Annotated in this window: 21 protein-coding genes and 2 tRNA genes; 15 read left to right on the top strand and 8 right to left on the bottom strand. The window is 64.3% G+C overall.

All coding sequences use genetic code 11. From position 1 onward, the window contains the following. Window positions 1–206: 206 nt before the first annotated feature. Window positions 207–473 (top strand): acylphosphatase, encoded by a 267-nt coding sequence (locus tag NZN28_RS03105; RefSeq protein WP_295395308.1) that lies wholly within the window; start codon window positions 207–209, stop codon window positions 471–473. 56 nt (window positions 474–529) lie between these two features. Here the strand turns inward: NZN28_RS03105 and hflX are convergent, their stop codons facing one another. Continuing rightward, complete coding sequence (gene hflX, locus NZN28_RS03100) at window positions 530–2,215, bottom strand: GTPase HflX (RefSeq protein WP_295395307.1); 1,686 nt, start codon at window positions 2,213–2,215, stop codon at window positions 530–532. A gap of 182 nt (window positions 2,216–2,397) precedes the next feature. Here hflX and NZN28_RS03095 point away from each other — a divergent pair, with 182 nt between their 5' ends. Both NZN28_RS03095 and NZN28_RS03090 read left to right on the top strand, forming a co-directional pair. Next, complete coding sequence (locus NZN28_RS03095; protein ID WP_295395306.1) at window positions 2,398–2,979, top strand: HAD family hydrolase; 582 nt, start codon at window positions 2,398–2,400, stop codon at window positions 2,977–2,979. Window positions 2,980–2,988: 9 nt separating this feature from the next. After that, a complete protein-coding gene (locus tag NZN28_RS03090) occupies window positions 2,989–3,519 on the top strand; it encodes a YdcF family protein (RefSeq protein WP_295395305.1) in 531 nt (176 codons plus the stop codon). Window positions 3,520–4,026: 507 nt separating this feature from the next. On the opposite strand, the gene NZN28_RS03085 is transcribed toward NZN28_RS03090, so the two are convergent. The 6 genes from NZN28_RS03085 to NZN28_RS03060 all read right to left on the bottom strand — a co-directional run bounded on the left by NZN28_RS03085 (window position 4,027) and on the right by NZN28_RS03060 (window position 7,680). Then, window positions 4,027–4,488, bottom strand: a complete 462-nt coding sequence (locus NZN28_RS03085) for a DivIVA domain-containing protein (RefSeq protein ID WP_295395326.1) — start codon at window positions 4,486–4,488, stop codon at window positions 4,027–4,029. Between the two features lie 101 nt (window positions 4,489–4,589). Next, a complete protein-coding gene (locus tag NZN28_RS03080; RefSeq protein WP_295395304.1) occupies window positions 4,590–5,234 on the bottom strand; it encodes a YggS family pyridoxal phosphate-dependent enzyme in 645 nt (214 codons plus the stop codon). 15 nt (window positions 5,235–5,249) lie between these two features. Beyond that, window positions 5,250–6,071: a purine-nucleoside phosphorylase gene (locus NZN28_RS03075; RefSeq protein ID WP_295395303.1), complete on the bottom strand. Its 822-nt coding sequence runs from the start codon at window positions 6,069–6,071 to the stop codon at window positions 5,250–5,252. Window positions 6,072–6,356: 285 nt separating this feature from the next. Continuing rightward, a tRNA-Met gene (locus NZN28_RS03070) sits at window positions 6,357–6,433 on the bottom strand. Between the two features lies 1 nt (window position 6,434). Continuing rightward, a tRNA-Met gene (locus tag NZN28_RS03065) sits at window positions 6,435–6,511 on the bottom strand. An 80-nt stretch (window positions 6,512–6,591) separates the two neighbouring features. After that, window positions 6,592–7,680 (bottom strand): XdhC family protein, encoded by a 1,089-nt coding sequence (locus NZN28_RS03060; protein ID WP_295395302.1) that lies wholly within the window; start codon window positions 7,678–7,680, stop codon window positions 6,592–6,594. Between the two features lie 407 nt (window positions 7,681–8,087). On the opposite strand from NZN28_RS03060, the gene NZN28_RS03055 reads away from it, so the two are divergent. From NZN28_RS03055 to NZN28_RS03035, 5 genes are all read left to right on the top strand, one after another. Then, entirely contained in the window at window positions 8,088–8,588 is a 501-nt protein-coding gene (locus tag NZN28_RS03055) for a (2Fe-2S)-binding protein (protein ID WP_295395301.1), read from the top strand. Between the two features lie 12 nt (window positions 8,589–8,600). Further along, window positions 8,601–10,970: a molybdopterin cofactor-binding domain-containing protein gene (locus tag NZN28_RS03050; RefSeq protein WP_295395300.1), complete on the top strand. Its 2,370-nt coding sequence runs from the start codon at window positions 8,601–8,603 to the stop codon at window positions 10,968–10,970. Between the two features lie 21 nt (window positions 10,971–10,991). Continuing rightward, window positions 10,992–11,828, top strand: a complete 837-nt coding sequence (locus NZN28_RS03045; RefSeq protein ID WP_295395299.1) for a xanthine dehydrogenase family protein subunit M — start codon at window positions 10,992–10,994, stop codon at window positions 11,826–11,828. A 72-nt stretch (window positions 11,829–11,900) separates the two neighbouring features. Next, the gene (locus tag NZN28_RS03040) at window positions 11,901–12,800 is read left to right on the top strand and encodes a MoxR family ATPase (RefSeq protein ID WP_295395298.1); all 900 of its coding nucleotides are present in this window, start codon (window positions 11,901–11,903) and stop codon (window positions 12,798–12,800) included. Continuing rightward, window positions 12,797–13,981, top strand: a complete 1,185-nt coding sequence (locus NZN28_RS03035; RefSeq protein WP_295395297.1) for a VWA domain-containing protein — start codon at window positions 12,797–12,799, stop codon at window positions 13,979–13,981. Before NZN28_RS03040 ends, NZN28_RS03035 begins: the two co-directional genes overlap by 4 nt. Before the next feature lie 29 nt (window positions 13,982–14,010). Here the strand turns inward: NZN28_RS03035 and NZN28_RS03030 are convergent, their stop codons facing one another. After that, window positions 14,011–15,672, bottom strand: coding sequence for an acyl-CoA carboxylase subunit beta (locus NZN28_RS03030; RefSeq protein WP_295395296.1), 1,662 nt, complete (start codon window positions 15,670–15,672; stop codon window positions 14,011–14,013). 143 nt (window positions 15,673–15,815) lie between these two features. Here NZN28_RS03030 and bfr point away from each other — a divergent pair, with 143 nt between their 5' ends. The 7 genes from bfr to NZN28_RS02995 form a co-directional block, all read left to right on the top strand. Beyond that, the gene (gene bfr, locus NZN28_RS03025) at window positions 15,816–16,280 is read left to right on the top strand and encodes a bacterioferritin (protein ID WP_295395295.1); all 465 of its coding nucleotides are present in this window, start codon (window positions 15,816–15,818) and stop codon (window positions 16,278–16,280) included. A 51-nt stretch (window positions 16,281–16,331) separates the two neighbouring features. Then, on the top strand, window positions 16,332–16,790 hold the full coding sequence (locus NZN28_RS03020) for a heme-binding domain-containing protein (RefSeq protein ID WP_295395294.1): 459 nt from the start codon (window positions 16,332–16,334) through the stop codon (window positions 16,788–16,790). Between the two features lie 105 nt (window positions 16,791–16,895). Continuing rightward, window positions 16,896–17,642 (top strand): triose-phosphate isomerase, encoded by a 747-nt coding sequence (gene tpiA, locus NZN28_RS03015; protein WP_295395325.1) that lies wholly within the window; start codon window positions 16,896–16,898, stop codon window positions 17,640–17,642. Window positions 17,643–17,653: 11 nt separating this feature from the next. Then, entirely contained in the window at window positions 17,654–17,974 is a 321-nt protein-coding gene (locus NZN28_RS03010; protein WP_295395293.1) for an MliC family protein, read from the top strand. A 236-nt stretch (window positions 17,975–18,210) separates the two neighbouring features. Next, the gene (locus NZN28_RS03005; RefSeq protein WP_295395292.1) at window positions 18,211–19,335 is read left to right on the top strand and encodes an aminotransferase class I/II-fold pyridoxal phosphate-dependent enzyme; all 1,125 of its coding nucleotides are present in this window, start codon (window positions 18,211–18,213) and stop codon (window positions 19,333–19,335) included. 128 nt (window positions 19,336–19,463) lie between these two features. Continuing rightward, on the top strand, window positions 19,464–20,498 hold the full coding sequence (pdhA, locus tag NZN28_RS03000; protein WP_295395291.1) for a pyruvate dehydrogenase (acetyl-transferring) E1 component subunit alpha: 1,035 nt from the start codon (window positions 19,464–19,466) through the stop codon (window positions 20,496–20,498). Next, window positions 20,495–21,427: alpha-ketoacid dehydrogenase subunit beta (locus NZN28_RS02995; RefSeq protein WP_295395290.1), on the top strand; the 933-nt coding region annotated here is incomplete at its 3' end. The genes pdhA and NZN28_RS02995, both read left to right, overlap by 4 nt.

The following is a 21,427-nucleotide window of genomic DNA, read 5'->3' as shown; positions in this document are numbered from 1 at the left end:
TAGCCCAAGAGTCTGAGTGGAATCTAGGAAAATGCCCATCACAAGCCAATCCAACCCCGTATGCGGCACCTAATTTTGGGCCAAGTCCAAAACGACCGGCCACACCCAACCAATGCCCTCCGCGATCTCTTCAGGAAACCCTCCTGCCCGCTTTCCTACCGGCGGCCATGCCAGGCTTCAACGATGCCTTGTTGTAGATTGAGGGCGTGCTACGAATTACCGTGCTGGTCAGTGGACAGGTGCAGGGGGTGGGCTACCGCCAGTTCACCCGCAGGAAGGCCTTCGAGCTGGGCCTCTGTGGCTACGCCGAAAACCTGTCCGACGGGCGGGTCGAGGTGGTCGCCGAGGGCGAAAAGACCGACCTCGAGCACCTTATCTATCTTCTGCGGCAGGGGCCCCGGGGGGCCAGGGTCGAGCACCTGGACGTGCAGTGGAGCGAGGCCACCGGCCTGAAGGGTTTTCAGACCTACTGATGGCCCCGCCTGAGCCTTGCCTGCCCCGTGCAGCGGATAACCGACCCCAAATTCGCTCAGTCTGCCGAGGCCGGTGCTGCGGTGGGGGCTTCCACCGGCACATAGGCCCAGGCCGCCGGGCGCACGCCCTGGGCTAAAAGGGTGCTGGCCAGAGCCTGCTTGAGTTCCGGCAGGCCCTCCCCTCTGAGCGCCGAGACCGGCCAGCCGCCCAGGCGCTCCTTGAGGAACTCGAGGTCGTAGCCGCCGGCCCGATCGGCCTTGGACAGCACCAGAAGCCGCCGGGCTTCCACCCCCAGGTCGGCCAGCAGAGCCTCGACCACCTGGTAGCGCTCCAGGGCCCCCTCCTGCGAAGCATCCAGAACGTGCAGCAGCACATCGGCATCGCGAAGTTCTTCCAGGGTCGAGCGGAAGGCCTCCAGCAAGTCGGCGGGCATGTGGCGAATGAACCCCACCGTATCGGTGTACAGCACCTCACCCAGGCCGGGCAGAAAGCCCCGGCGGGTCAGCGGGCGCAGGGTGGCAAATAGCTTGTTCTCGCCCTCCTCGCCCTTTTTGGCCAGGGCGTGCATCAGGGTGGTCTTGCCCGCGTTGGTATAGCCCACCACCCCCACCAGGGGCAGGCCCGATCTGTCCCGTTGGCGTCTGGTTTCCTGCCGACGGCCCGCGATTTCGTGCAGCTTGCGCGAGAGCTCGGCGATGCGGTCCTGCAATCGGCGGCGATCCACCTCGAGCTTGGTCTCGCCCGGCCCCCGGGTGCCGATGCCGCCCCCCAGGCGGGAGAGGTCCTTGCCTTTGCCGACCAGCCGCGGCAGCAGGTACTTGAGCTGGGCCAGCTCCACCTGCACCTTGGCCTCGGGGGTACGGGCGTGCTGGGCGAAGATGTCCAGGATTAGCTGGGTGCGGTCGAGCACCTTGAGGCCGGTCATGCTCTCCAGCTCGCGGGCCTGCGCCGCGCTGAGTTCGATGCCAAAAATAAGGGTGCCCGCGTTCTGGTGATAGGCCTGGGATAAAAGCTCCTCCACCTTGCCGCGCCCCACCGCGTAGCGGGGGTCGAGGCTCGGGCGGAACACCAGCTCCTTGTGGGCGACGATGGCCCCCGCCGTGCGGGCCAGCTCGGCCAGCTCGGCCAGGTCTACCTCAGCCTGCACCCCCTCGCCCTGGTCGAGCCCCACCAGCACTGCGCGTTCACCGGAGCCATCCCGCAGGTCAAGGCCCCTCGCCTGGCGCGAAAGCTCCTCCTCGAGGGCCGCCACCGCAGCCGTCACGTCCCATTCAAGGTACTCGTGGTAAGGCCTGGAGGGTAGAATCTGCCAGTCTTCCTCGTCGGCCCTGGGCGGCGAGAGCAGGGCCAGGTGCAGCCGCCCGGGGTGGCCCTGGGCCACCTCGAGGGCCGCCATAGCGTCCAACCGATGCAAAAAGAGCATCGAAAGGTCGGGCCGCGAAAGCCCCCCCGGGCCTAAGTGGGTGTGCACCACGCGATACCCGGACAGACGGGTCTCCACCAGGGCCGACTCAGGTACGGGCAGTTCCCGGGCGTCCCCTACGGCCACGCGGATTACCCGCCCTCCCCTGTCGAAGAGCAGGCTGATGGGCTTTTCCAGCTCTGCCGACAGGGCTGCCAGGGTGCGGCCAAGCTCGGCGGTCAGAAGCCGGTTGGCCCCCACGCGGCGGTTGTACAGGTTGGCAAGGCGTTTCTTCTCGCTAGGCTTGAGACCGTTGGTGCGTCCGAAGATTTTTTCCACTAATCAATCACCCAGGTTGAGCCCAAAAAGACAAACCCGCTCCCTTCACCGTTGTGGGCTTCAGGAGCGCGGTTCGCGGTCTCAACTTGCCCCAAGTATAGCACACGCAGGGTCAGGGAAAGATAATAAACGTCACAAGCCCCCCCCCGACCAGCCCGGGCCCATCAGGTACGATTTTGAGCGTGGGCACCCTCAAGGCCGTGTTTTTTGATCTCGATGACACCGTATTGAAGCCCAGAGCCTTCAACCCCTGGGCCGAGTTCAAGAAAAGTCAGGGCCTCGAGCCCAACCTTCTCATTGTGGATGGCATTGCCAGGCGCCCACCAGACGAACAGGCCATCCTGCACCGCCGGCTGTTGCAGTACGAGCAGGCGTTATCGGCCAGTTCTGAACTGCGCGAAGGCATGCGGGAGTTGCTGGGCGAACTGGTTGCCATGGGACTCCGTACGGCGCTCCTCACCAACAACCACCGAGCGGCCACCGAAGCCGCTCTGCGCAAGCACGGGTTGGCTTTTGCCCTGGTGCTCACCCGCGAGGAGGCCCCCCCCAAACCCAGCCCGGCCCTGCTGCAGCGAGCCCTGGCCCATTTTGACCTGAGCCCCCTCGAGGCCCTCTACATCGGCGATTCGGAGGGGGACTTACAGGCGGCGCAGGCCATTGGCCTGCCGGTGTGGTTTCTGGCCACCCCGCACAACTCGACTTTGCACCCCCGTTTCGAGTACCCTATGGAGCTGTTGCAGGCGCTTCAGCAAGCTTGGGGGTAAAATTTACTTATGCGGTGGATCTGGGCGCTGGTGTTGCTCGCTTTGGGGCTGCTTTATTTCAGCCCCAAAGCCGCCTCCAGCGCGTTGCAAAAAGCCGACTGGATTGTGGTGCTGGGGGCCGCCCAGTACAACGGCGAACCTTCAGTAATATTCAGAAACCGCCTCGAGGCGGCCCTGCGGCTGTACCGCCAGGGTTACGCTCCTCGCATTGCCGTGACCGGGGGCCGCCGCCCCGGCGACCGCTTCAGCGAGGGCGAGGTGGGCTGCCGCTACCTTCAGGCCCGGGGCGTCCCCCGTTCGGTTCTGTACTGTGAACAGCAAAGCCGGCGCACCTGGGAAAACCTGAGCTACATCGCGCCCGTCATTGGCAAGTCCAAAACCATCATCGTCACCGACGAACCCCACCTGCCGAGGGCGCTTATACTGGCCGAACACCTGGGGCTGAAAGCCGCCGGATTTGCCGTGCGGGGTCAGTTCAAGGAAAGCTACTGGCAACGCGAAAGCTGGCTGGCCGTCTTGGCCCGCCTGGGTGTGCGATAGTCAAGAGGGCCGAAGGCATTTAGCACACCGGTGTAAAGATGCCCATACATGCCCACAGATGCCAGAGTGCGATAGCCCACAAGCCCCTCCCTACCGCGCAGGGAGGGTTGGGGAAGGTATTAGGCATGGCCCTCAATTCACACGAGTTCCTGCGAAAGTCGAGTCATTGCGCCCAGAGGTACCTTGGAGCGCTCTTCACATATTGCGAGCCACTCGAGTTCGAGAAAGCCTAGTTCTGAACAGAACAGTGGCCGCCCATGCGTCTCGGCCCAGACAGAACGCAGACAAGCGTGCCTCACCTCGGTGGGGCACGTCTCTTTGTCCCTTCTCGTTTTGGTGGGCGGCCCTGTCTGTGAAGAGCGCGATATCTCCAAACCCCCGCTTTCTGTCCCTTGGTTCCCGCAGTTGGCATAGCACTCATGCGCAGAAGATATCGCAGTAAGCGGTGTCGCTTTTTGGCGGCGCCGCTGCATCGCACCCTGCGGGGCGTGCACAGTGGGCCAAACTTCAGCGTTTGAATCGGTCCAGCGAGGTCAGGTATCCCTCCAGAAGGGCCCTGAACTGACCCACAAACAGGTCGCGTTCGTTGCGAACCTGCTCAATATCGGCCTTGATGCGCTTCATCTGTTCGATTAATTCCTGTAAGGCCGCCTGTCGCTCCGACTCGGTCTCGCGCTTGATGAGCTCAGCCTCGCGCTCGGCCTGGGCCTTGATCTCGCGGGCGATGCGCTCGGCGGCCACCACCGCCCGTTTGAGTTCGGCCTCCCCCTCCCTGGACCTGGCCAGCTCGGCCTCGAGGTCGCGGATGTGGCTGCGCAGGCGCTCATTCTCTTCAATCAAAGCGGTCTGCACATCGGCCACCCGGCCCAGGTACTCGCGCACCTCGGCCACCGAGTAGCCCCTGAGCCCCAGTCGAAATTCCTGGTAGCGAATGTCCAGAGGTGTGAGATCGCCTCGCTCGCTGCTCATCCGAAACTCACCCGTCATGCGCTCGTCCACGGCCCTAGACTACTACACCCGCCCAGAAACATTGAGCACAGCACGCCGAGGCGGGTTGCAGGGTCGGGGGCTCAGGCGTCGGGTTCAAAAACCGCCCGCCCCACCCGCACCAAAGTGGCCCCCTCCTCCACCGCCACTTCAAAATCGCCCGACATGCCCATGCTTCGCTCTGGCAGCCCGTACAGGTCGGCCAGCCTCGAGAGCCTGGCAAAGATGGGCCGCACCGTCTCGGGGTCTTGGGTGTAGGGGGCCACGGTCATCAGGCCCTCAACCCGCAGCCCTTCCAGGCCCCGAATCAATTCCAAAGCGGCAGGCAGCTCCTCCTCCAGAAAACCGTGCTTCTGGGGCTCCCGGCCCAGGTTGAGCTCGAGCAGCACCCGTTGCACCCGCCCGTTTTCGCGGGCCTTGCGGGCCACCGCCTCGGCCAGGCGAACCGAGTCAATGGAGTGAATCAGGTCGAAGCGCACCGCAAACTTGGCCTTGTTCCGCTGGAGCGGGCCAATGAAGTGCCACTCGGCCTTCAGCGCCTCCATCTTGGGCAGGGCTTCCTGAATGCGCGACTCGCCCAAAGGAAAAGGGCCATACCGCAAGACCTGTTCTTGGATTTCAGCCACCGTGTGCTCTTTGGTTACGGCAACCAGTCGCACCGCACCGGGGTCTCGCCCTGCCCGGCGACAGGCCTTTTCAATGCGCTCCACGACTTTGGGTAGGCTCATGCTTCGCTATCCGGGCTATAAAGCCGCCAAAATGCCCCGCACAAACCTGCGGAACAAGGCCCCACTCCTGGCCGCCGTGGCCAGCACTTCCTGCTCGGTGGCGTGGTGGTCGCGCTCGGGCACGGCCATGTCGGTGATGGTCGAAAGGCCCAGCACCCGCGCCCCCAGGTGCCGCAGGGCAATCACTTCCGGCACGGTGGACATCCCGATGGCATCGGCCCCCAGGGTGCGCAGCAGCCTGAGTTCGGCCCGACTGGCAAACTGCGGCCCCGGCCACCAGGCATACACCCCTTCGCGCAGGTGAAAATCCTGCGCTCGGGCCACCTGAAGGGCCAGGCTGCGAAGCTGTGGGTCGTAGGCATCAAAGGTCACGGGAAACCGCGGCCCCAGCCGTTCATCGTTGGGGCCGGTCAGCGGCGATAAGGGGGCAAAGTTAATGTAGTCGCTGTGCAGCATCAGCTCCCCGGCACTCCAGCCCGGGTTGAGCCCCCCCGCCGCCGAGGTGATGAGAAAGGTTTTGGCCCCCAGGAAAAACCCAACCCGCTGCGGGAATGCGACCTGCGCTGCGGAATACCCTTCGTAGCAGTGCACCCGGCCCTTGTAGGCCAGCACATTTTTGCCCTCGAGCCGGCCCAGAATCAGTTTTCCCTCGTGGCCCGGCGCTGTGGACTGGGGAAAGTTGGGCAGCGAGCTGTAGGGAAAACTGGCCACCACCTCTATCTCGTCGCCCAGAGGCCCCAGGCCCGAACCCAGCACGAGGCCCACCTCGGGCACGAAATCGGTCTGCGAACGAATATGGCTTACCGTCTGCTGAATCTGGTCGTAGGTCGAACTCATAGCCCCAAATCTACCGCATAAGGGGCCTGCCGGAGTAGGGCGCTCGAGTTGAAGACCAGGCAAAAGGTGCAAGCGGTGAGGCAGGGCAGAGGGCTTTGGGAATAGTGGACAGCTGCTGGAGGCCGACCACCCACGCCCATGCTGCGTTTCCATGAATAAAGTTGGCACGAGCCTCAGAGCATTGACGGTCCCGGCCAAACTCATCGCGCTTGCGCCCGCAAGCCCCCTTGGGTGAAGCCGGCCAGCGAAAAAACCAAGCCCCCTGGCACAGGCCAGGAGGCCCTTTGGTGGCTATGGGCGGACTTGAACCGCCGACACCACGATTATGAGTCGTGTGCTCTAACCAGCTGAGCTACATAGCCCTGGTTGCAGGGACAGGATTTGAACCTGTGACCTTCGGGTTATGAGCCCGACGAGCTACCAGACTGCTCCACCCTGCGTCGTTCGGTGGGGGTCGGCCCCAGCGCAAACTCAATCTTAGGCGGGAAACCCCAGCACGTCAAGGTTGAGCCTGGCTTCCTCAGCCCAGCACTCCAGCAAGGGCGGCCTCGTGAATTCCGGTTTTCTTATCGTTCAAGAATCCACCGCCAAAGCCTCGCTGGAGGGCCACAATCTCGGCCAGGGCGGCCACCGCAATCTCCTCGGGGCTTTCCGCACCAATGTCCAGGCCAATGGGGTTGCGCAGCCGGGCCATCTGCTCGGGGCTCGGCACAAAGCCTTCGACCCGCAGGGCCTCGAGGATTTTTTCCAGGCGGTTGCGCGGCCCGAGCATGCCCACGTAGCGAGCAGGCGACTCCAGCGCAAAACGCAGGGCCTGACGGTCTATGTCCAGGTGGTGGTTCATCACAATCACGTGCTGCCGGGGGGTCAGGGCAATCTTTTGAGCGTATTCATCGTGGGCGGCCTGAATGGTCTGGCAGCCCTCGAAGGCGTGCAAAAGCTCGGGGCGGGCATCCACCACCGTGACCTTGAACCCCAGCACCAGGGCCTGGTTGGCCATGGGCTTGGCGTCGTGACCTGCGCCAAACAAAACCAGCTCGGGAATGGGGCTGCTCACATCGAAAAAAACCTCGGCCTCCTGCACGTAGCGGGTGGTGGGGCGGGAGGTGCCGCTTTGCATCTGCCGGGCCATGCGTACCACCTGCTCGTGAAGCTCCGGGGGCGAGATCTGGCCCTCGAGGGTTCCGTCGGGCCTTAGCCAAACACGCCCTTCCCCACCAGCCAGTACCGTCGCCAGCACCGAGGGTTCGGACTCGGTGCTCTCCAGTAGCCAGCGGTGGAGCATCCCCTGGGGCTGAACGGGCTCTACCCAGACCTCCACCGTACCCCCACAGCCGGGCCACCAGGTTTTGTCCTCGTTGTAGTCGAAGATGGTGCGCTCGGGGCGGCCCCGCGCCAGGATTTGCATGGCAATCTCAATCATCTCCTGCTCCAGGCAACCCCCGGAAATCATGCAGGCCGAGCCGCCATCTTCGCGCACCAGCATCTTGGCGCCCTCGCGGCGGTAGGCCGAGCCAATCACACGCACTACTGTGGCCAGAGCGGTCTCTTTGCCCTCGGCCCAGGCAGCCTCGAGGGCAACTAGCAAGAGGGGGGTCTCGTTTGCCATTGGCTTTTCCTCTTGTTCTAAGATACACCCTCGAGCCGCTCCCAACCTTGACAGCAGCACACATTTAGAGGTTTTCCTGCCATCGGCAAAAGAACTGGAATCTTGCTACTCTCATCGTCCCGGTAATATAGTAGGGTCTAAAAGATTCTAAGTTACTCGCACCCACGCGGTTGGTTTGGCCAGGCTGGAATCGTTTTGGGTAGAAAGCTCGAGGTGAGGCTTTGTTTCATTTCTCACACACAAACGGCCCGCATCCCCAAACTATGGTTCACTTCGTGCCGCAAAAGGCCGGCCATCGCATCGCACTTGACCTGCCAGGGTACCTAGGAAGCGACCAGGGCCCACCCTGATCGTCGAATCGCTCTGCGTCTTGTTGGACAATCCATACCCTGCAACAAGGAGGAAGCATGGCAGATAAAGTACACATCACGGTGGTTGTCAACGGGGTCGAGCACCATCACGAGGTCGAACCCCGGCTGTTGCTGGTTCACTACCTGCGCGAAACCCTGGGCCTCACCGGCACCCACGTCGGCTGCGACACCAGCCAGTGCGGGGCCTGTACCGTGCATCTGGACGGCCAGGCGGTCAAATCCTGCACCATGTTCGCTGTGCAGGCCGATGGTTGCAGCATCACCACCATCGAGGGCCTGGGCAGCCCCGGCAGCCTCCACCCCGTGCAGGAGGGTTTCTGGGAGATGCACGGGCTTCAATGCGGCTTCTGCACGCCCGGCATGATTATGGCAGCAGTAGACCTTCTCAATAAAAACCCCAACCCTTCCGAGGCCGAAATTCGCCACGCCCTGGAAGGCAACTACTGCCGCTGCACCGGCTATCACAATATCGTGCGGGCCGTACAGTACGCCGCCGATAAGATGGCCGGAAAGGTCGCAATGGCCGCCGACGATTAAGGGGGTAAAACGATGGCCAACAAACTTTTTGGCAAGGCGATGAAGCGGGTCGAGGACCCTCGTTTCATCACCGGAACCGGTCACTACACCGACGATATGACCCTCCCCGGCATGGTGGAAGCCGCCATGGTGCGCTCGCCCTATGCCCACGCCCGCATCAAGAAGATTGACGCTTCCAAAGCCCTGACCCACCCCGGCGTTCTGGCCGTGATTACCGGCCAGGAGATGAAGGATGCCGGCATCAACAGCATCCCCACCGGCTGGCTGCACCCCGGCATCAAAACCCCGCCCCACTACGCCATCACCTTTGACAAGGCCCGGCATGTGGGCGACATCGTGGCTGCGGTCATCGCCGAGAACCGCCAGATTGCCGAGGATGCCGCGCAACTGGTGGAGGTAGACTACGAGCCGCTCCCGGCAGTGGCCCTGGGCAGCGATGCCCTCAAACCCGGCGCCCCCGCCGTGCACGACGACGTGCCCGACAACGTCTGCTTCACCTGGAGCATCGGCGACAAGGCGGCTGTGGACGCGGCTTTTGCCAGCGCCCACAAGACTGTGAAGCTCACCCTGCGCAACAACCGGCTGGTTCCCAACGCCATGGAGCCCCGGGCCAGCCTGGCCCAGTACCTGAAAGCCTCGGACGAGTACACCCTCTGGACCACCAGCCAGAACCCCCACATCCATCGCCTCCTGATTGCGGCCTTCATCATGGGCATTCCCGAGCACAAGCTGCGGGTTATTGCGCCGGATGTGGGCGGGGGCTTTGGCTCCAAGATTTACCAGTACCCCGAGGAGATTATCGTTCTGTACGCGGCCAAGAAGCTGGGCCGCCCGGTCAAGTGGACGGCCCGGCGCTCGGAGAGCTTTGTGACCGACTCCCACGGGCGCGACCACGAGACCGTGGCCGAGATGGCCGTAGACCAGAACGGCAAAATTACCGCCGTGCGGGTGGACACCATCGCCAACATGGGTGCCTACCTGACCACCTTTGCTCCGGCGGTGCCCACCTACCTGTACGGCTGCTTGCTGGCCGGCACCTACACCACCCCGCACATCTACTGCCACGTGACCGCGCCCTTCACCCACACCACCCCTGTGGACGCCTACCGGGGGGCCGGGCGGCCCGAGGCCACCTACCTCCTGGAGCGGCTGGTGGACGTGATGGCTCACGAACTGGGCATGGACCCGGTGGAGTTTCGCCGCAAGAACCTGATTCCCCCCGACGCCTTCCCCTACCAGACCCCGGTGGCCCTGCAGTACGACTCCGGCAACTACGAGGCCAACCTGGACAAAGCTTTGCAGATGGTGGGCTACCAGGAGCTGCGCCGGCAGCAGGCCGAGCTGCGCAAGCAGGGCCGCTACCTGGGGATTGGAGTGATTACGTTCATCGAGGCCTGCGGGCTGGCTCCCTCTGCCCTGGTGGGCAGCCTGGGTGCACAGGCCGGGCAGTGGGAGAGCGCTCTGGTGCGGGTCATGCCAACCGGCAAGGTGGAGGTCTTCACCGGCACCCACAGCCACGGCCAGGGCCACGAGACGGCCTTTGCCCAGGTGGTGGCGGATGAGTTGCAGATTCCGGTGGAGGACGTGGTCATCGTCCACGGCGACACCGGGCGGATGCCCTATGGCTGGGGTTCTTATGGTTCGCGCTCGGCGCCTACAGGCCTCTCGGCCATTGTGCTGGCGACCCGCAAGATTGTGGACAAGGCCAAGAAGATTGCCGCGCACCTGCTCGAGGCCAGCCCGGACGACATCGTGCACGAGGACGGCAAGTTCATGGTCAAGGGGGTGCCCGACAAGGCCAAGAGCTTCTTCGACATCGCCCTGATGGCCCACCTGGCCCACAACTACCCCGCCGACCTCGAGCCCGGCCTCGAGGCCACCCACTTCTACGACCCCAAAAACTTCGTCTTCCCCTTCGGCACCCACATCGCGGTGGTGGAGGTGGACCCCGACACCGGCAAGGTCAAGCTTCTGCGCTACCTCTCGGTGGACGACTGCGGCCCGGTCATCAACCCGCTGATTGCCGACGGCCAGGTGCACGGGGGCATCGCCCAGGGCCTGGGGCAGGCCCTGCTGGAAGAGGCTGTCTACGACAAGGAAGGCCAGATACTCTCGGGCAACTTCCTGGAGTACACCCTGCCCCGCGCCGACGACATGGTGCAGATCGAGCACGACCACACCGTCACCCCCTGCCCGCACAACCCCCTGGGCATCAAGGGCATCGGCGAGGCCGGCACCATCGCCTCCACTGCGGCGGTGGCCAACGCCGTGATGGACGCCCTGCGGCCTTTTGGCATCGTGCACCTCGACATGCCCTACACCCCGGAGAAGGTCTGGCGGGCCATCCACGGGTCGAAGCCGGTGGCCCAGGCCGCAGACTAGCCGGGCTTCCTGGGAGGAACCATGTACACAGCGGAATTTGCCTACAAAAAAGCCACCAGCGTGGCCGAGGCCATCCAACTGTTGCAGCAGCACCCCGAGGCCAAGCTGCTGGCCGGCGGCCACAGCCTGATTCCGGCCATGAAGCTGCGCCTGGCCGCCCCGCCGGCCCTGATTGACATCTCCAAGGTTGCCGAGCTGCGCGGGGTGCGCCGGGAGGGCGATACCCTGGTTGTGGGGGCCATGACCACCTACCGCGAGCTGGAGACCTCCGACCTGCTCAAGGCCCACTGCCCCCTGATTCCCCAGGCCGTCTATCACATCGGCGACCCCATGGTGCGGGCCAAGGGCACCATTGGGGGTTCGCTGGCCCATGCCGACCCCGCCGCCGACCTGCCCGCCTCCATGCTGGCTTTGGGGGCCAAGATGAAAATCCAGGGCCCCAGCGGGGCCCGCGTGGTGGAGGCCGACCAGTTCTTCACCGGTATGTTCAGCACGGCCCTGCAGGAAGGGGAAATCCTGACCGAGATCCACCTGCCCATCCGCCCCGGCGCCAGGATGGCCTACGCCAAGTTCCCCCACCCGGCCAGCCGCTCCGCGGTGGTGGGGGTGGCGGTGGTGGTGGACGGCACCGAGGTCAGGGCTGCCGTGACCGGGGCTGGCGAACACGCCATGCGCCTGACGAAGCTCGAGCAGGCCCTTGCCGGCAAACCCCTGACCACCGAGAACATCAGCGCGGCCTGCCAGGGGCTGCTCGCCCCCGACCACCTGAACCACGACCTGGTGGCCTCGAGGGAATACCGCGCCCACCTGGTGGACGTGATGGCCAAGCGGGCCTTGATGCAGGCGGCTGGATTGTAGTTGTCGTTCAATAAGGTTAATTGTGAGGGGCTGAGGCAATTAAGCCCCTCACTTTCGTGAAATGATATGAACATGTTTCCCGCATCCGTCGAGGAGACTCAAAAAGCCCTCGAGGCCCACCATTACATCGCCGACAAGGGCCTTTCGGTGGCGGTTTTCCTGGCCCTCCGGCTGGGCCGCCCGCTGCTTCTGGAAGGCGAGCCTGGGGTGGGCAAGACCGAAATCGTGAAGGTGCTGGCCCAGATGCTTTCCACCCGGCTGATCCGGCTCCAATGCTACGAGGGGCTCGACCTAAACAGCGCGGTGTATGAATGGGACTACGCCCGCCAGATGATGCAGATTAGGCTTTTGGAGGCCAGCGGGGAGCGCGACCAGGAGAAGGTGCGGCACGAGGTCTTCGGCACCGAATTCCTGCTCAAGCGCCCCTTGCTGCAAGCCCTGGAAAGCGCCAACGGCAAAGCCCCGGTGCTTCTGATTGACGAGCTAGACCGGGCCGACGAGGAGTTTGAGGCATTCTTGCTCGAGTTCTTGTCCGACTGGCAGATTACGGTGCCGGAAATCGGCACCTTTCGGGCCGAAAAGCCCCCGGTGGTGGTGATCACCTCCAACCGCACCCGCGAGATTCACGACGCGCTGAAGCGCCGCTGCATGTACTACTGGATTGACTACCCCAGCTTCGCCAAAGAGCTGCGCATCGTGCAGGAGAAGGTGCCCGGCGTGCCGGAAAAACTGGCCCAGCAGGCGGTGGCCTTTGTGCAGGAGCTGCGTAAGCAAGACCTGTACAAGGCCCCCGGCGTGGCCGAGACCCTGGACTGGGCCTCCTCCCTCCTGGCCCTGGGCCAGACCGAGCTTTCCTCGGACGTTGTCGAGGAGACCCTGGGGGTGCTGCTCAAGTACCAGGACGATGTGGTCAAGGCCAAAAACCAGGCCCGCGATCTGCTGGCAAAAGCCCAGATGCCCACCGCCCTATGACCGCACCCACCGCACAGTTGCTGAGCCAGGTGGTCGGTTTCGTGCGGAGCCTGCGGCGGGAAGGGATTGTGGTCACACCCGGGCAAACCGCCACCTTCGCCCAGGCCTTGGGGGAGATTTCCATCTTCGATCCGGTGGCTTTTTACCATGCCGCCCTGTGCTCGCTGGTGACCCGCCGGGAAGATCAGGCCCGGTTTGCCGAGGTGTTCCGCCAGTTCTGGCAAAACCTGGGCTTGGAGCGCTTCCCCGGCGAGCTGTTGCAACAGACCCCCCTCCCCCCCAGAAAAGAGCAAAAGGCCCGGCCCGGCGAGGTGGGGCGCGAACCGCGCTCTGCCGGGGAGTCCGGCGCCCCGCCCCTGCCGGTGGTGGATCGTGCCCTGACCTTCTCCGAGACCGAGGTGCTCAGGCAAAAGCGCTTCGACCAGATGAGCGAGAAGGAACTCGAGGCCGCCCGCAAACTCCTCTACGAGTTTGTTTGGAACCCACCCGAACGCCGCACCCGGCGCATGAAGCCCGGCGGCAAGGAAGAGCTCGACCTGCGCCGCAGCTTCCGGCGCTCGCTCAAGCATCAGGGGGAGTTCCTGAAGCTCGAGGAGCGCGCCCGCAAGCCCAAGCCCCGGCCCATCGTGGCCCTGGCCGACGTCTCAGGCTCTATGGAGCGCTACGCCCGCATGCTGCTGCACTTTTTGCACGCTTTCAGCCTGCAACAGTCCCGCCAGGGCGTGCGGCAGGTGGAGACCTTTACCTTTGGCACCCGCCTGACCCGCATTACCCGCACCCTTAAAAAGCGCAGCGTGGATGCGGCCCTGGCCGAGGTCGGCCAGCAGGTCAAGGACTGGTCGGGCGGCACCCGCATCGGGGCCTGTCTGCATACCTTCAACCATACCTGGGCCAAGCGGGTCTTGGGCCGGGGCGCCATCGTGCTGGTCATCTCCGACGGCTGGGACCAGGGTGAACCCGAACTGCTGGCCTTCGAGATGGAGCGGTTGCAAAAATCCTGCCACCGCCTGATCTGGCTCAACCCGCTGGTCGGTACCCCCGGCTACCAGCCCCTGACCCGGGGCCTGGTGGCCGCCATGCCCTTTATGGACGACTTTTTGCCCATCCACAACCTTTCCAGCCTGGAGATGCTGGTGGAGGCCCTGGGCCGCCTCGAGCGGCGGTCTGGCATTGTGCATTGAGCGCGTTTTGCAGGCGTTGGGGTTTTGCGCTACACCTGAAACACCCCCACCCGCATCGGCTCCCGCAGCGGGTTCAGGGCGCACACCTCGAGGCTCCGGATGAGCCGCTCGCGGGTCTCGTGGGGGAAGATGACCTCGTCCACCCAGAGGCGGGCCGCCGCGTAGCGCGGGTCGAGGGTTTCCTCGTAGCGGCCCTTGATGCGCTCGTAAAGCTCCACCAGGTCTTCTTCGGTGGGTTTGCGCCCCTCGCGCTCGAGCTTGGCCAGCTCGATTTCCATCAGGGTCTTGGCTGCGGCGTTGCCGCTCATGACGGCATACTTGGCCGAGGGCCAGGCGTAGATGAAGCGCGGGGCGTAGGCCTTGCCGGCCATGGCGTAGTTGCCCGCGCCAAACGAGCCGCCGGTAATCAGGGTGATTTTGGGCACCACCGAGTTGGAGACCGCATTGACGAGCTTGGCCCCCCGCCGGATGATGCCCTGCTGCTCCGACTCCTTGCCCACCATGAAGCCGGTCACATCCATCAGGAACAAGAGGGGTATGAAGCGCTGGTTGACCTCGAGGATGAACCGGGCGGCCTTGTCGGCGGCCTCGGCGTAAATCACCCCCCCCACCTCGATTTTGCCGGCCTTCTTGATAATCAGGCGCTGGTTGGCCACAATCCCCACCGGAAACCCTCCCAGGCGGGCATAGCCGCAAACGATGGTCTGGCCGTAGTTGGCTTTGTACTCGTGAAACGCCGAGCCGTCCACCAGCCGGGCAATCACTTCGTTCACGTCGTAGGGCCGGGCGCCATCGGGCGAGACCAGCCCGTAGAGGTCTTCGGGCGGGTGAACCGGCTCCAGCTCTTCTTTGCGCTCCGCCGCCCAGGGCGCCAGGTCGGGCCGGGCATACAGCCCCGCCAGGGTGCGGATTCGCGCGATGGCCGAAGCATCGTCGGGCTCGTAGAAGTCCACGGTTCCCGAGACCTCCGCGTGCATCCGCGCCCCACCCAGCTCTTCCGAGTCCACTTCCTGCCCGATGGCCGCCTTGACCAGGGCCGGGCCGGCCAGATACAGCCCCGAGCCCTCGGTCATGATCAGGGCATCGGTCATCAGGGGCAGGTAAGCCCCCCCCGCCACGCAGTTGCCCATAATGGCCGAGATTTGCGGAATGCCCAGCCCGCTCATGCGGGCATTCAGGTAAAAGATGCGGCCAAAGTCGTCCTGGTCGGGGAACACTTCGTCCTGCAAGGGCAAAAAGACCCCCGCCGAGTCCACCAGGTAGACCGTGGGCAGGTGGTTCTCCAGGGCGATGGTCTGGGCCCGAATCACCTTTTTGGCGGTGATGGGAAAAAAGGCCCCGGCCTTCACGGTGGCGTCGTTGGCGATGATCATCCAGTCCCGCCCGGCGATTCGGCCAATCGCCGTGACCACCCCCCCGCCGGGCGCACCGCCCCAGTCGGCGTACATCTGCCAGCCGGCATAGCCCAGGATTTCCTCGGGTTCGCTGCCGGGGTCCACCAGCGCCCGAATGCGCTCGCGGGCGGTCAGGCGCCCCCGGGCGTGCTGGCGCTCCACGGCCTTGGCACCCCCGCCCTGGCGCACCTGCTCGAGGGTGGTGCGAAAATCGGCCATCAGGCGCACCCAGGCGTCCTTGTTCTGCTTGAAGGGAGAGGATTCGCGCTCCTTCGAGCTGATGTGGCTTTGAATCATGCCAAAAGTCTACCGTTTTTTTGCCGGTAGGTTGTGATTCCGTTAGATATGAAACATCAGCTACCTGGGAAAGATGGGTCGGGCGCTAAAGTCGGTAATGCCTGGGTAATCCGCCCCATCCAAGCTGTGGTTGGAGGTAAGCCATGAAAGGGAACCCTAAAGTCCTGGAAGCTTTGAATGAGCGCCTCTCCGAAGAACTGGCAGCCATCAATCAGTACATGGTTCATACCGAAATGGCCGAGAACTGGGGCTACAGCAAGCTGCACGAGGAGCTGGAAAAAATCGCCCGCACCGAGATGCGTCATGCCGAGGCTCTGATTGGTCGAATTATTTTCCTGGAGGGCCACCCCGAGGTGAGCAAGCTGGCCCCCATTAAGGTGGGCAAAACCGTACAGGAAATCGTCATCAACGACCATGCCGGTGAGGCCCAGGCGGTGCGGGCCTACAACGAAGTCATCCGGCTGGCCACCGAAGCCGGGGACAACGGAACCCGCGAGCTGATTGAGGGCATCCTCAAAGATGAAGAGGGCCATGTGGACTGGGGCGAGCAGCAGTCGGACCAGATCAAGCAGATGGGTCTGGAGAATTACCTGGCCACCAAGGTTTGAGGCTGTCAGGGGGCCTGATGGGTTTGCTCGAGCCGCATGGAGGTTTTGCCTGTGAAACGCCTAATTCTGTGGTCATTTGGGGCCCTGGCCCTGGTGCTGCTGGCAATGCAACTGGTTCCCTATGGCCGCAATCACCAGAATCCGCCGGTCGTGGCCGAGCCTCCCTGGGACAGCCCTCAGACCCGTGCGCTCTTCGTCAGGGCCTGCGCCGACTGTCACAGCAACCAAACCCGCTGGCCCTGGTACAGCCACCTTGCTCCCATCTCCTGGCAGGTTCAGCGCGATGTGGAGGAGGGCCGCAGCAAGCTCAACCTCTCCCTATGGGGCCGTGCGAAACAGGAGCTGGACGATATTCCCGAAGTCATTCGAGAGGGCAGCATGCCCCCACGGATTTACCTGCCCACCCATCCTGAGGCCCGGCTCTCCGATGCTGAACAGGAGGGGTTGATCCGGGGGTTGGTTCTTAGCCTGGGCATCACCGAAGAGGGAGGGCAGGAAAAACCCGATTGATGCAGGCTTCAAGGCATTTGGGCGGGGTATTTCGCCAAGGCTGGGCTTCCGCGTCAATGCTGGCAAGGCTTGAGGGTTCCTCGGTGGCGTATGATTGACCCAGCTATGCGCCGACGACTGGTAGCCGGAAACTGGAAGATGTACAAAACGCCCTCTGAGGCCCGCCATTGGTTCCGGGAGCTGATTGACCAACTGCCCTCCACCCTGGCCGAGCCGGCCCTGCTGGTGCCTTTTACCCACCTGCCCTATGCCTCGGAAGTGCTCGAGGGCCACGGGGTGTCCTGGGGCGCCCAGGATGTCTCGGCCCACCCGGAGGGGGCTTACACGGGCGAGGTTTCGGCCCGAATGCTGGCCGACCTGGCCTGCAAGTACACCATTGTGGGGCACTCCGAGCGGCGCAGCTATCATGCCGAGTCCGATGCTTTGGTAGCGGCAAAAGCCAGGCGCCTGCTGGAGCAAGGCATTGCCCCCATCCTTTGTGTAGGGGAGCCCTTAGCAGTGCGGGAGGCCGGAAACCATGTTGAATACACCCTGCGGCAGTTGGAAGGCAGCCTCGAGGGGGTCAACCCCCCCTCAGCCGCACATCTGGTGATTGCCTACGAGCCGGTCTGGGCCATCGGCACCGGCAAAACCGCCACCCCCGAGGATGCCGAGGCCATGCACCGCGCCATTCGCGGCTGGCTGGTCGAACGCTATGGCGCAGGCTTTGCGGAGGCCATGCGAATCCTTTATGGGGGCTCGGTTAAGCCCGACAACGCCGCCGCCCTCTTCGCCCAGCCCAACATAGACGGCGGCCTGGTCGGGGGGGCCAGCCTGAAGCTCGACGATTACCTCAAACTGCTGACCGCCTGACAGGAGAGACTATGCGTGTTTGGATGGTGCTCATGCTGCTTGCTTCCCCTGTGGCCCTGGCCCAGGCCGCCGATTCGGTGCAACGAACCTACCGCTGTGCCGGGGGTGTGCAGATCCGGGCCACCTACCAAAACCAGTTCGACCGGGTAGGGGTGGTCTTCAACAACCAGACCTACGGGCCCTTGTTCCAGGTCGCGGCAGCCTCGGGGGTCAAGTATTCCGATGGCCGGGCTTCGTGGTGGACCAGAGGCAGTGGGGCTTCCGAAGAGGCCTTCCTGATGAGCGAGCGCACCGGCAGGATTCTGGCCCAGGGCTGCAAGCTCGTGCGCTGAAGCTCTGCAAGAATCCCGGCGGTCTGGTCAGCAAACCCCGGCTGCATTCCGAACTGGAGCAGGCATCCGGTACACCTGCGCCCCCTGCCCCAGATGCCGGATTCCCCGAGGCCAGGCTTCGCCTGGGGGGGCGCTGGAGGACGAAGAGGCCGGAATCCTCTGGTTGCTCGGGTGGCCTCGAGTACACGCCACGGCCCCTTATCTATGCCCCGTTCCTTACGGTAAACTCTTCTGGCATGCCCAACCTCCACCCCCGAACCCAGCTTTCCAGGGAGAGCATCTTCTCGCATATGAGCCGCCTGGCCGTCCAGCATGGGGCCATCAACCTGGGGCAGGGGTTCCCTTCCAATCCCCCACCGGCCTTCTTGCAGGAGGCGGCCCGCCGGGCCATTGGCACGGTAGACCAGTACACCCCGCCCATTGGCCTGCCGCGCCTGCGCGAGGCGGTGGCCGAAGACCTGGGGGCCGCCCCCGAGGATGTGGTCATCACGGCGGGGGGCACCGAAGCCCTGCACGCGCTGGCCCTGTCGCTTTATGGCCCGGGGGACGAAGTGGTGATGATGGAGCCCTACTTCGACGTCTACATCCCCCAGGCCCGCATTGCCGGAGCGGAGCCGGTGATGGTGCCCATGCGCCTGACCGACCGCTGGGAGGTGGATTTACCGGCGCTGGAGCGGGCCATCACGGTACGCACCCAGGCCCTACTGCTCACCAACCCCTACAACCCCACCGGCTCGGTTTTTTCCCGCGCCGAAGCCGAGCAGATTGTGGCCCTGGCCCGCCAGCACGACCTCTGGATTGTGAGCGATGAAGTGTACGACGAGCTTTACTTCGGGCCGCCCCCCATTCGCCTGCGCGAACTCGCACCCGAACGGGTTTTTACCGTGGGTTCGGCAGGGAAGCGCCTCGAGGCCACCGGCTGGCGCATTGGCTGGATTGTCACCCCGCCGGGCCTGGCCCCGCAGGTGGCGGGCATGCGCCAGTGGAGCAGCTTCTGCTCGGCGGCCCCCTTGCAGGCCGCGGTGGCCGAAGCGCTGCCCATGGCCCGCAAAGAGGGGCTTTACGCCCAGCTCCGCGAAAGCTATGGCCGGCGCAAGGATTTGCTCGAGCAGGGCCTGCGCGCGCTGGGCCTGCAAACCTTCGCCCCCGCCGGCACCTACTTTCTGACCGCTTTGCTGCCCGAGCTAGACGCCGAAACCCTGGTGCGCGAGGCCGGCGTTGCCATCATCCCCGGCTCGGCGTTTTACATCCAGAACCCCGCCCCCAAGGGCCTTTTCCGCTTTGCTTTCTGCAAGACCGAAGCGGAGATTGAACAGGCTTTGGAGCGGCTCGAGCGGTATTTGAAAAAAGTCCACTCCTGAGCCGGGCGGGCAAGGCTCGAGTGCGTTCACATGTGCCCGTCTTCAGGATAAATCGTTTGAGACGCATTTCTGTACCTGACGCAGATTGAACCCATCCAGCTAACCGCGGTTGGGCTAAACTGTGCAGCGTGGACACAGTTCAGTACCTAAATGACCACGGTCAACCGTTGCGGGACATACCCCTGAGCAACGAAGAGTTACTCAAGGGCTACCGGGCCCTTAGGCGGGCCCGGCATTTCGACGAGCGGGCTTTGGTTTTGCAGCGGCAGGGGCGGCTGGGGGTCTACCCCCCCTTCCGGGGCCAGGAGGCCGCCCAGGTGGGGGTGGCCCTCTGCCTCAAGGCCGACCACGACTGGCTTTTGCCCAGCTACCGCGAGAGCGCGGCGGCCCTCACCTTCGGCATGCCCATCAGCAAACTGATTCTGAGCTGGCGGGCCGACCCGGCGGGCTGGGGTGCTCCGCCCGATGTGAACATGGTGCAGTTTTACATCCCCATCGCCACCCAGATTCCGCAGGCGGCGGGCGTGGCCCATGCCCAGCGGCTTTTGGGCAAGGACGCGGTGGCCGCGGTCTTCATCGGCGACGGGGGCACCTCCGAAGGGGACTTCCACGAAGGGCTCAACTTCGCCGCGGTTTTCAATGCCCCCCTTCTGGTGGTGGTGCAGAACAACGGCTGGGCCATCAGCGTGCCCACCCAGAAGCAGATGAAGGTGCCGCGCATCGCTCTGAAGGCCCAGGGCTACGGGATTCCGGGGGTGGTGGTGGACGGCAACGACCTGGTGGCGGTCTGGAGCGTGGCCAAGGAGGCGGTGGCCCGGGCCCGCAGGGGCGAAGGCCCGACCCTGATTGAGGCCCTTACCTACCGGGTGGCCCCCCACACCTCCTCCGATGACCCCAGCCGCTACCGCACCGAAGAGGAGACCCTGCGCTGGCAGCAGCGCGACCCCCTCCTGCGCATGAAAAACTGCCTGCTGCACCTGGGGCTCTGGAGCGAGGCGCAGGAAGCCGAGCTGACCGAGACCCTCGAGGGCGAGTTTTTGGCCGCGGTGGAAGAGGCCGACCAGGCCAGGGAGCCCAGGCCCTGGGAAATTGTCGAGCAGGTGTACCAGGAGATGCAGCCCGACCAGCAAGCCGCCTGGAATTACCTAAGGGGGGAAGCATGATTGCCGAGCGCGAGACCCGGGTGCTGAACAACGTCCAGGCCATCAACGAAGCCCTCGACCTGGCCCTGGCCCAAGACCCTCGGGTGGTGCTCTTCGGGGAGGATGTGGGCCGCATGGGCGGGGTCTTCCGGGCTTCCGATGGCTTGCAGCAGAAGTACGGCGAGCAACGGGTGTTCGATACCCCCCTGGCCGAATCGGGCATCGTGGGCTTCGGAATTGGCCTGGCCATGGCCGGGCTGCGCCCGGTGGCCGAGATTCAGTTCGCCGGGTTCCTCTACCCCGCGCTCGACCAGATTCTCTCGCACCTGGGCCGGATGCGCCACCGCACGAGGGGGCGCTTTACGGTGCCCATGGTCATCCGAGCCCCCTACGGCGGCGGGGTGAAAACCCCCGAACAGCATGCCGATAGCCCGGAGGCCATCCTCTCGCATGTGCCGGGGGTGAAGGTGGTGATTCCCTCCTCGCCGGAGCGGGCCAAGGGGCTGTTGCTCGCGGCCATCGAAGACCCCGACCCGGTGTTCTATTTGGAGGCCATCAAGCTCTACCGGGGCGTGAAGGGCCAGGTGCCCGAGGGCTACTACACCCTGCCTTTGGGCAAGGCTCGAGTGGTGCGGGAAGGCGATGCGGCCAGCCTCTTCTGCTACGGGGGGATGGTGGAGGTCTGCCTGAAGGCCGCCGAGGTCGCGGCACGGGAAGGGGTGGAGCTGGAGGTGGTGGACCTCGAGACCCTGGTTCCCCTCGACACCGAAACCATTTTTGCTTCGGTGCAGAAAACAGGCCGGGCGGTGGTGGTCTACGAGGCCATGCGCACCGGCGGCTTTGGGGCCGAGGTGGCGGCCCGCATCGCCGAGGAGGCCCTGGACTACCTGCAGGCCCCCATCGTGCGGGTGGCGGGATGGGACGCCCCTTACCCCCCTTTCAGCGCGGTG

This window comes from Meiothermus sp. (genome assembly GCF_025056915.1).
Lineage (GTDB): Bacteria > Deinococcota > Deinococci > Deinococcales > Thermaceae > Meiothermus.
The sequence above is the reverse complement of the archived record's forward strand: the minus strand, read 5'-3'. Positions and strand labels throughout refer to the sequence as shown.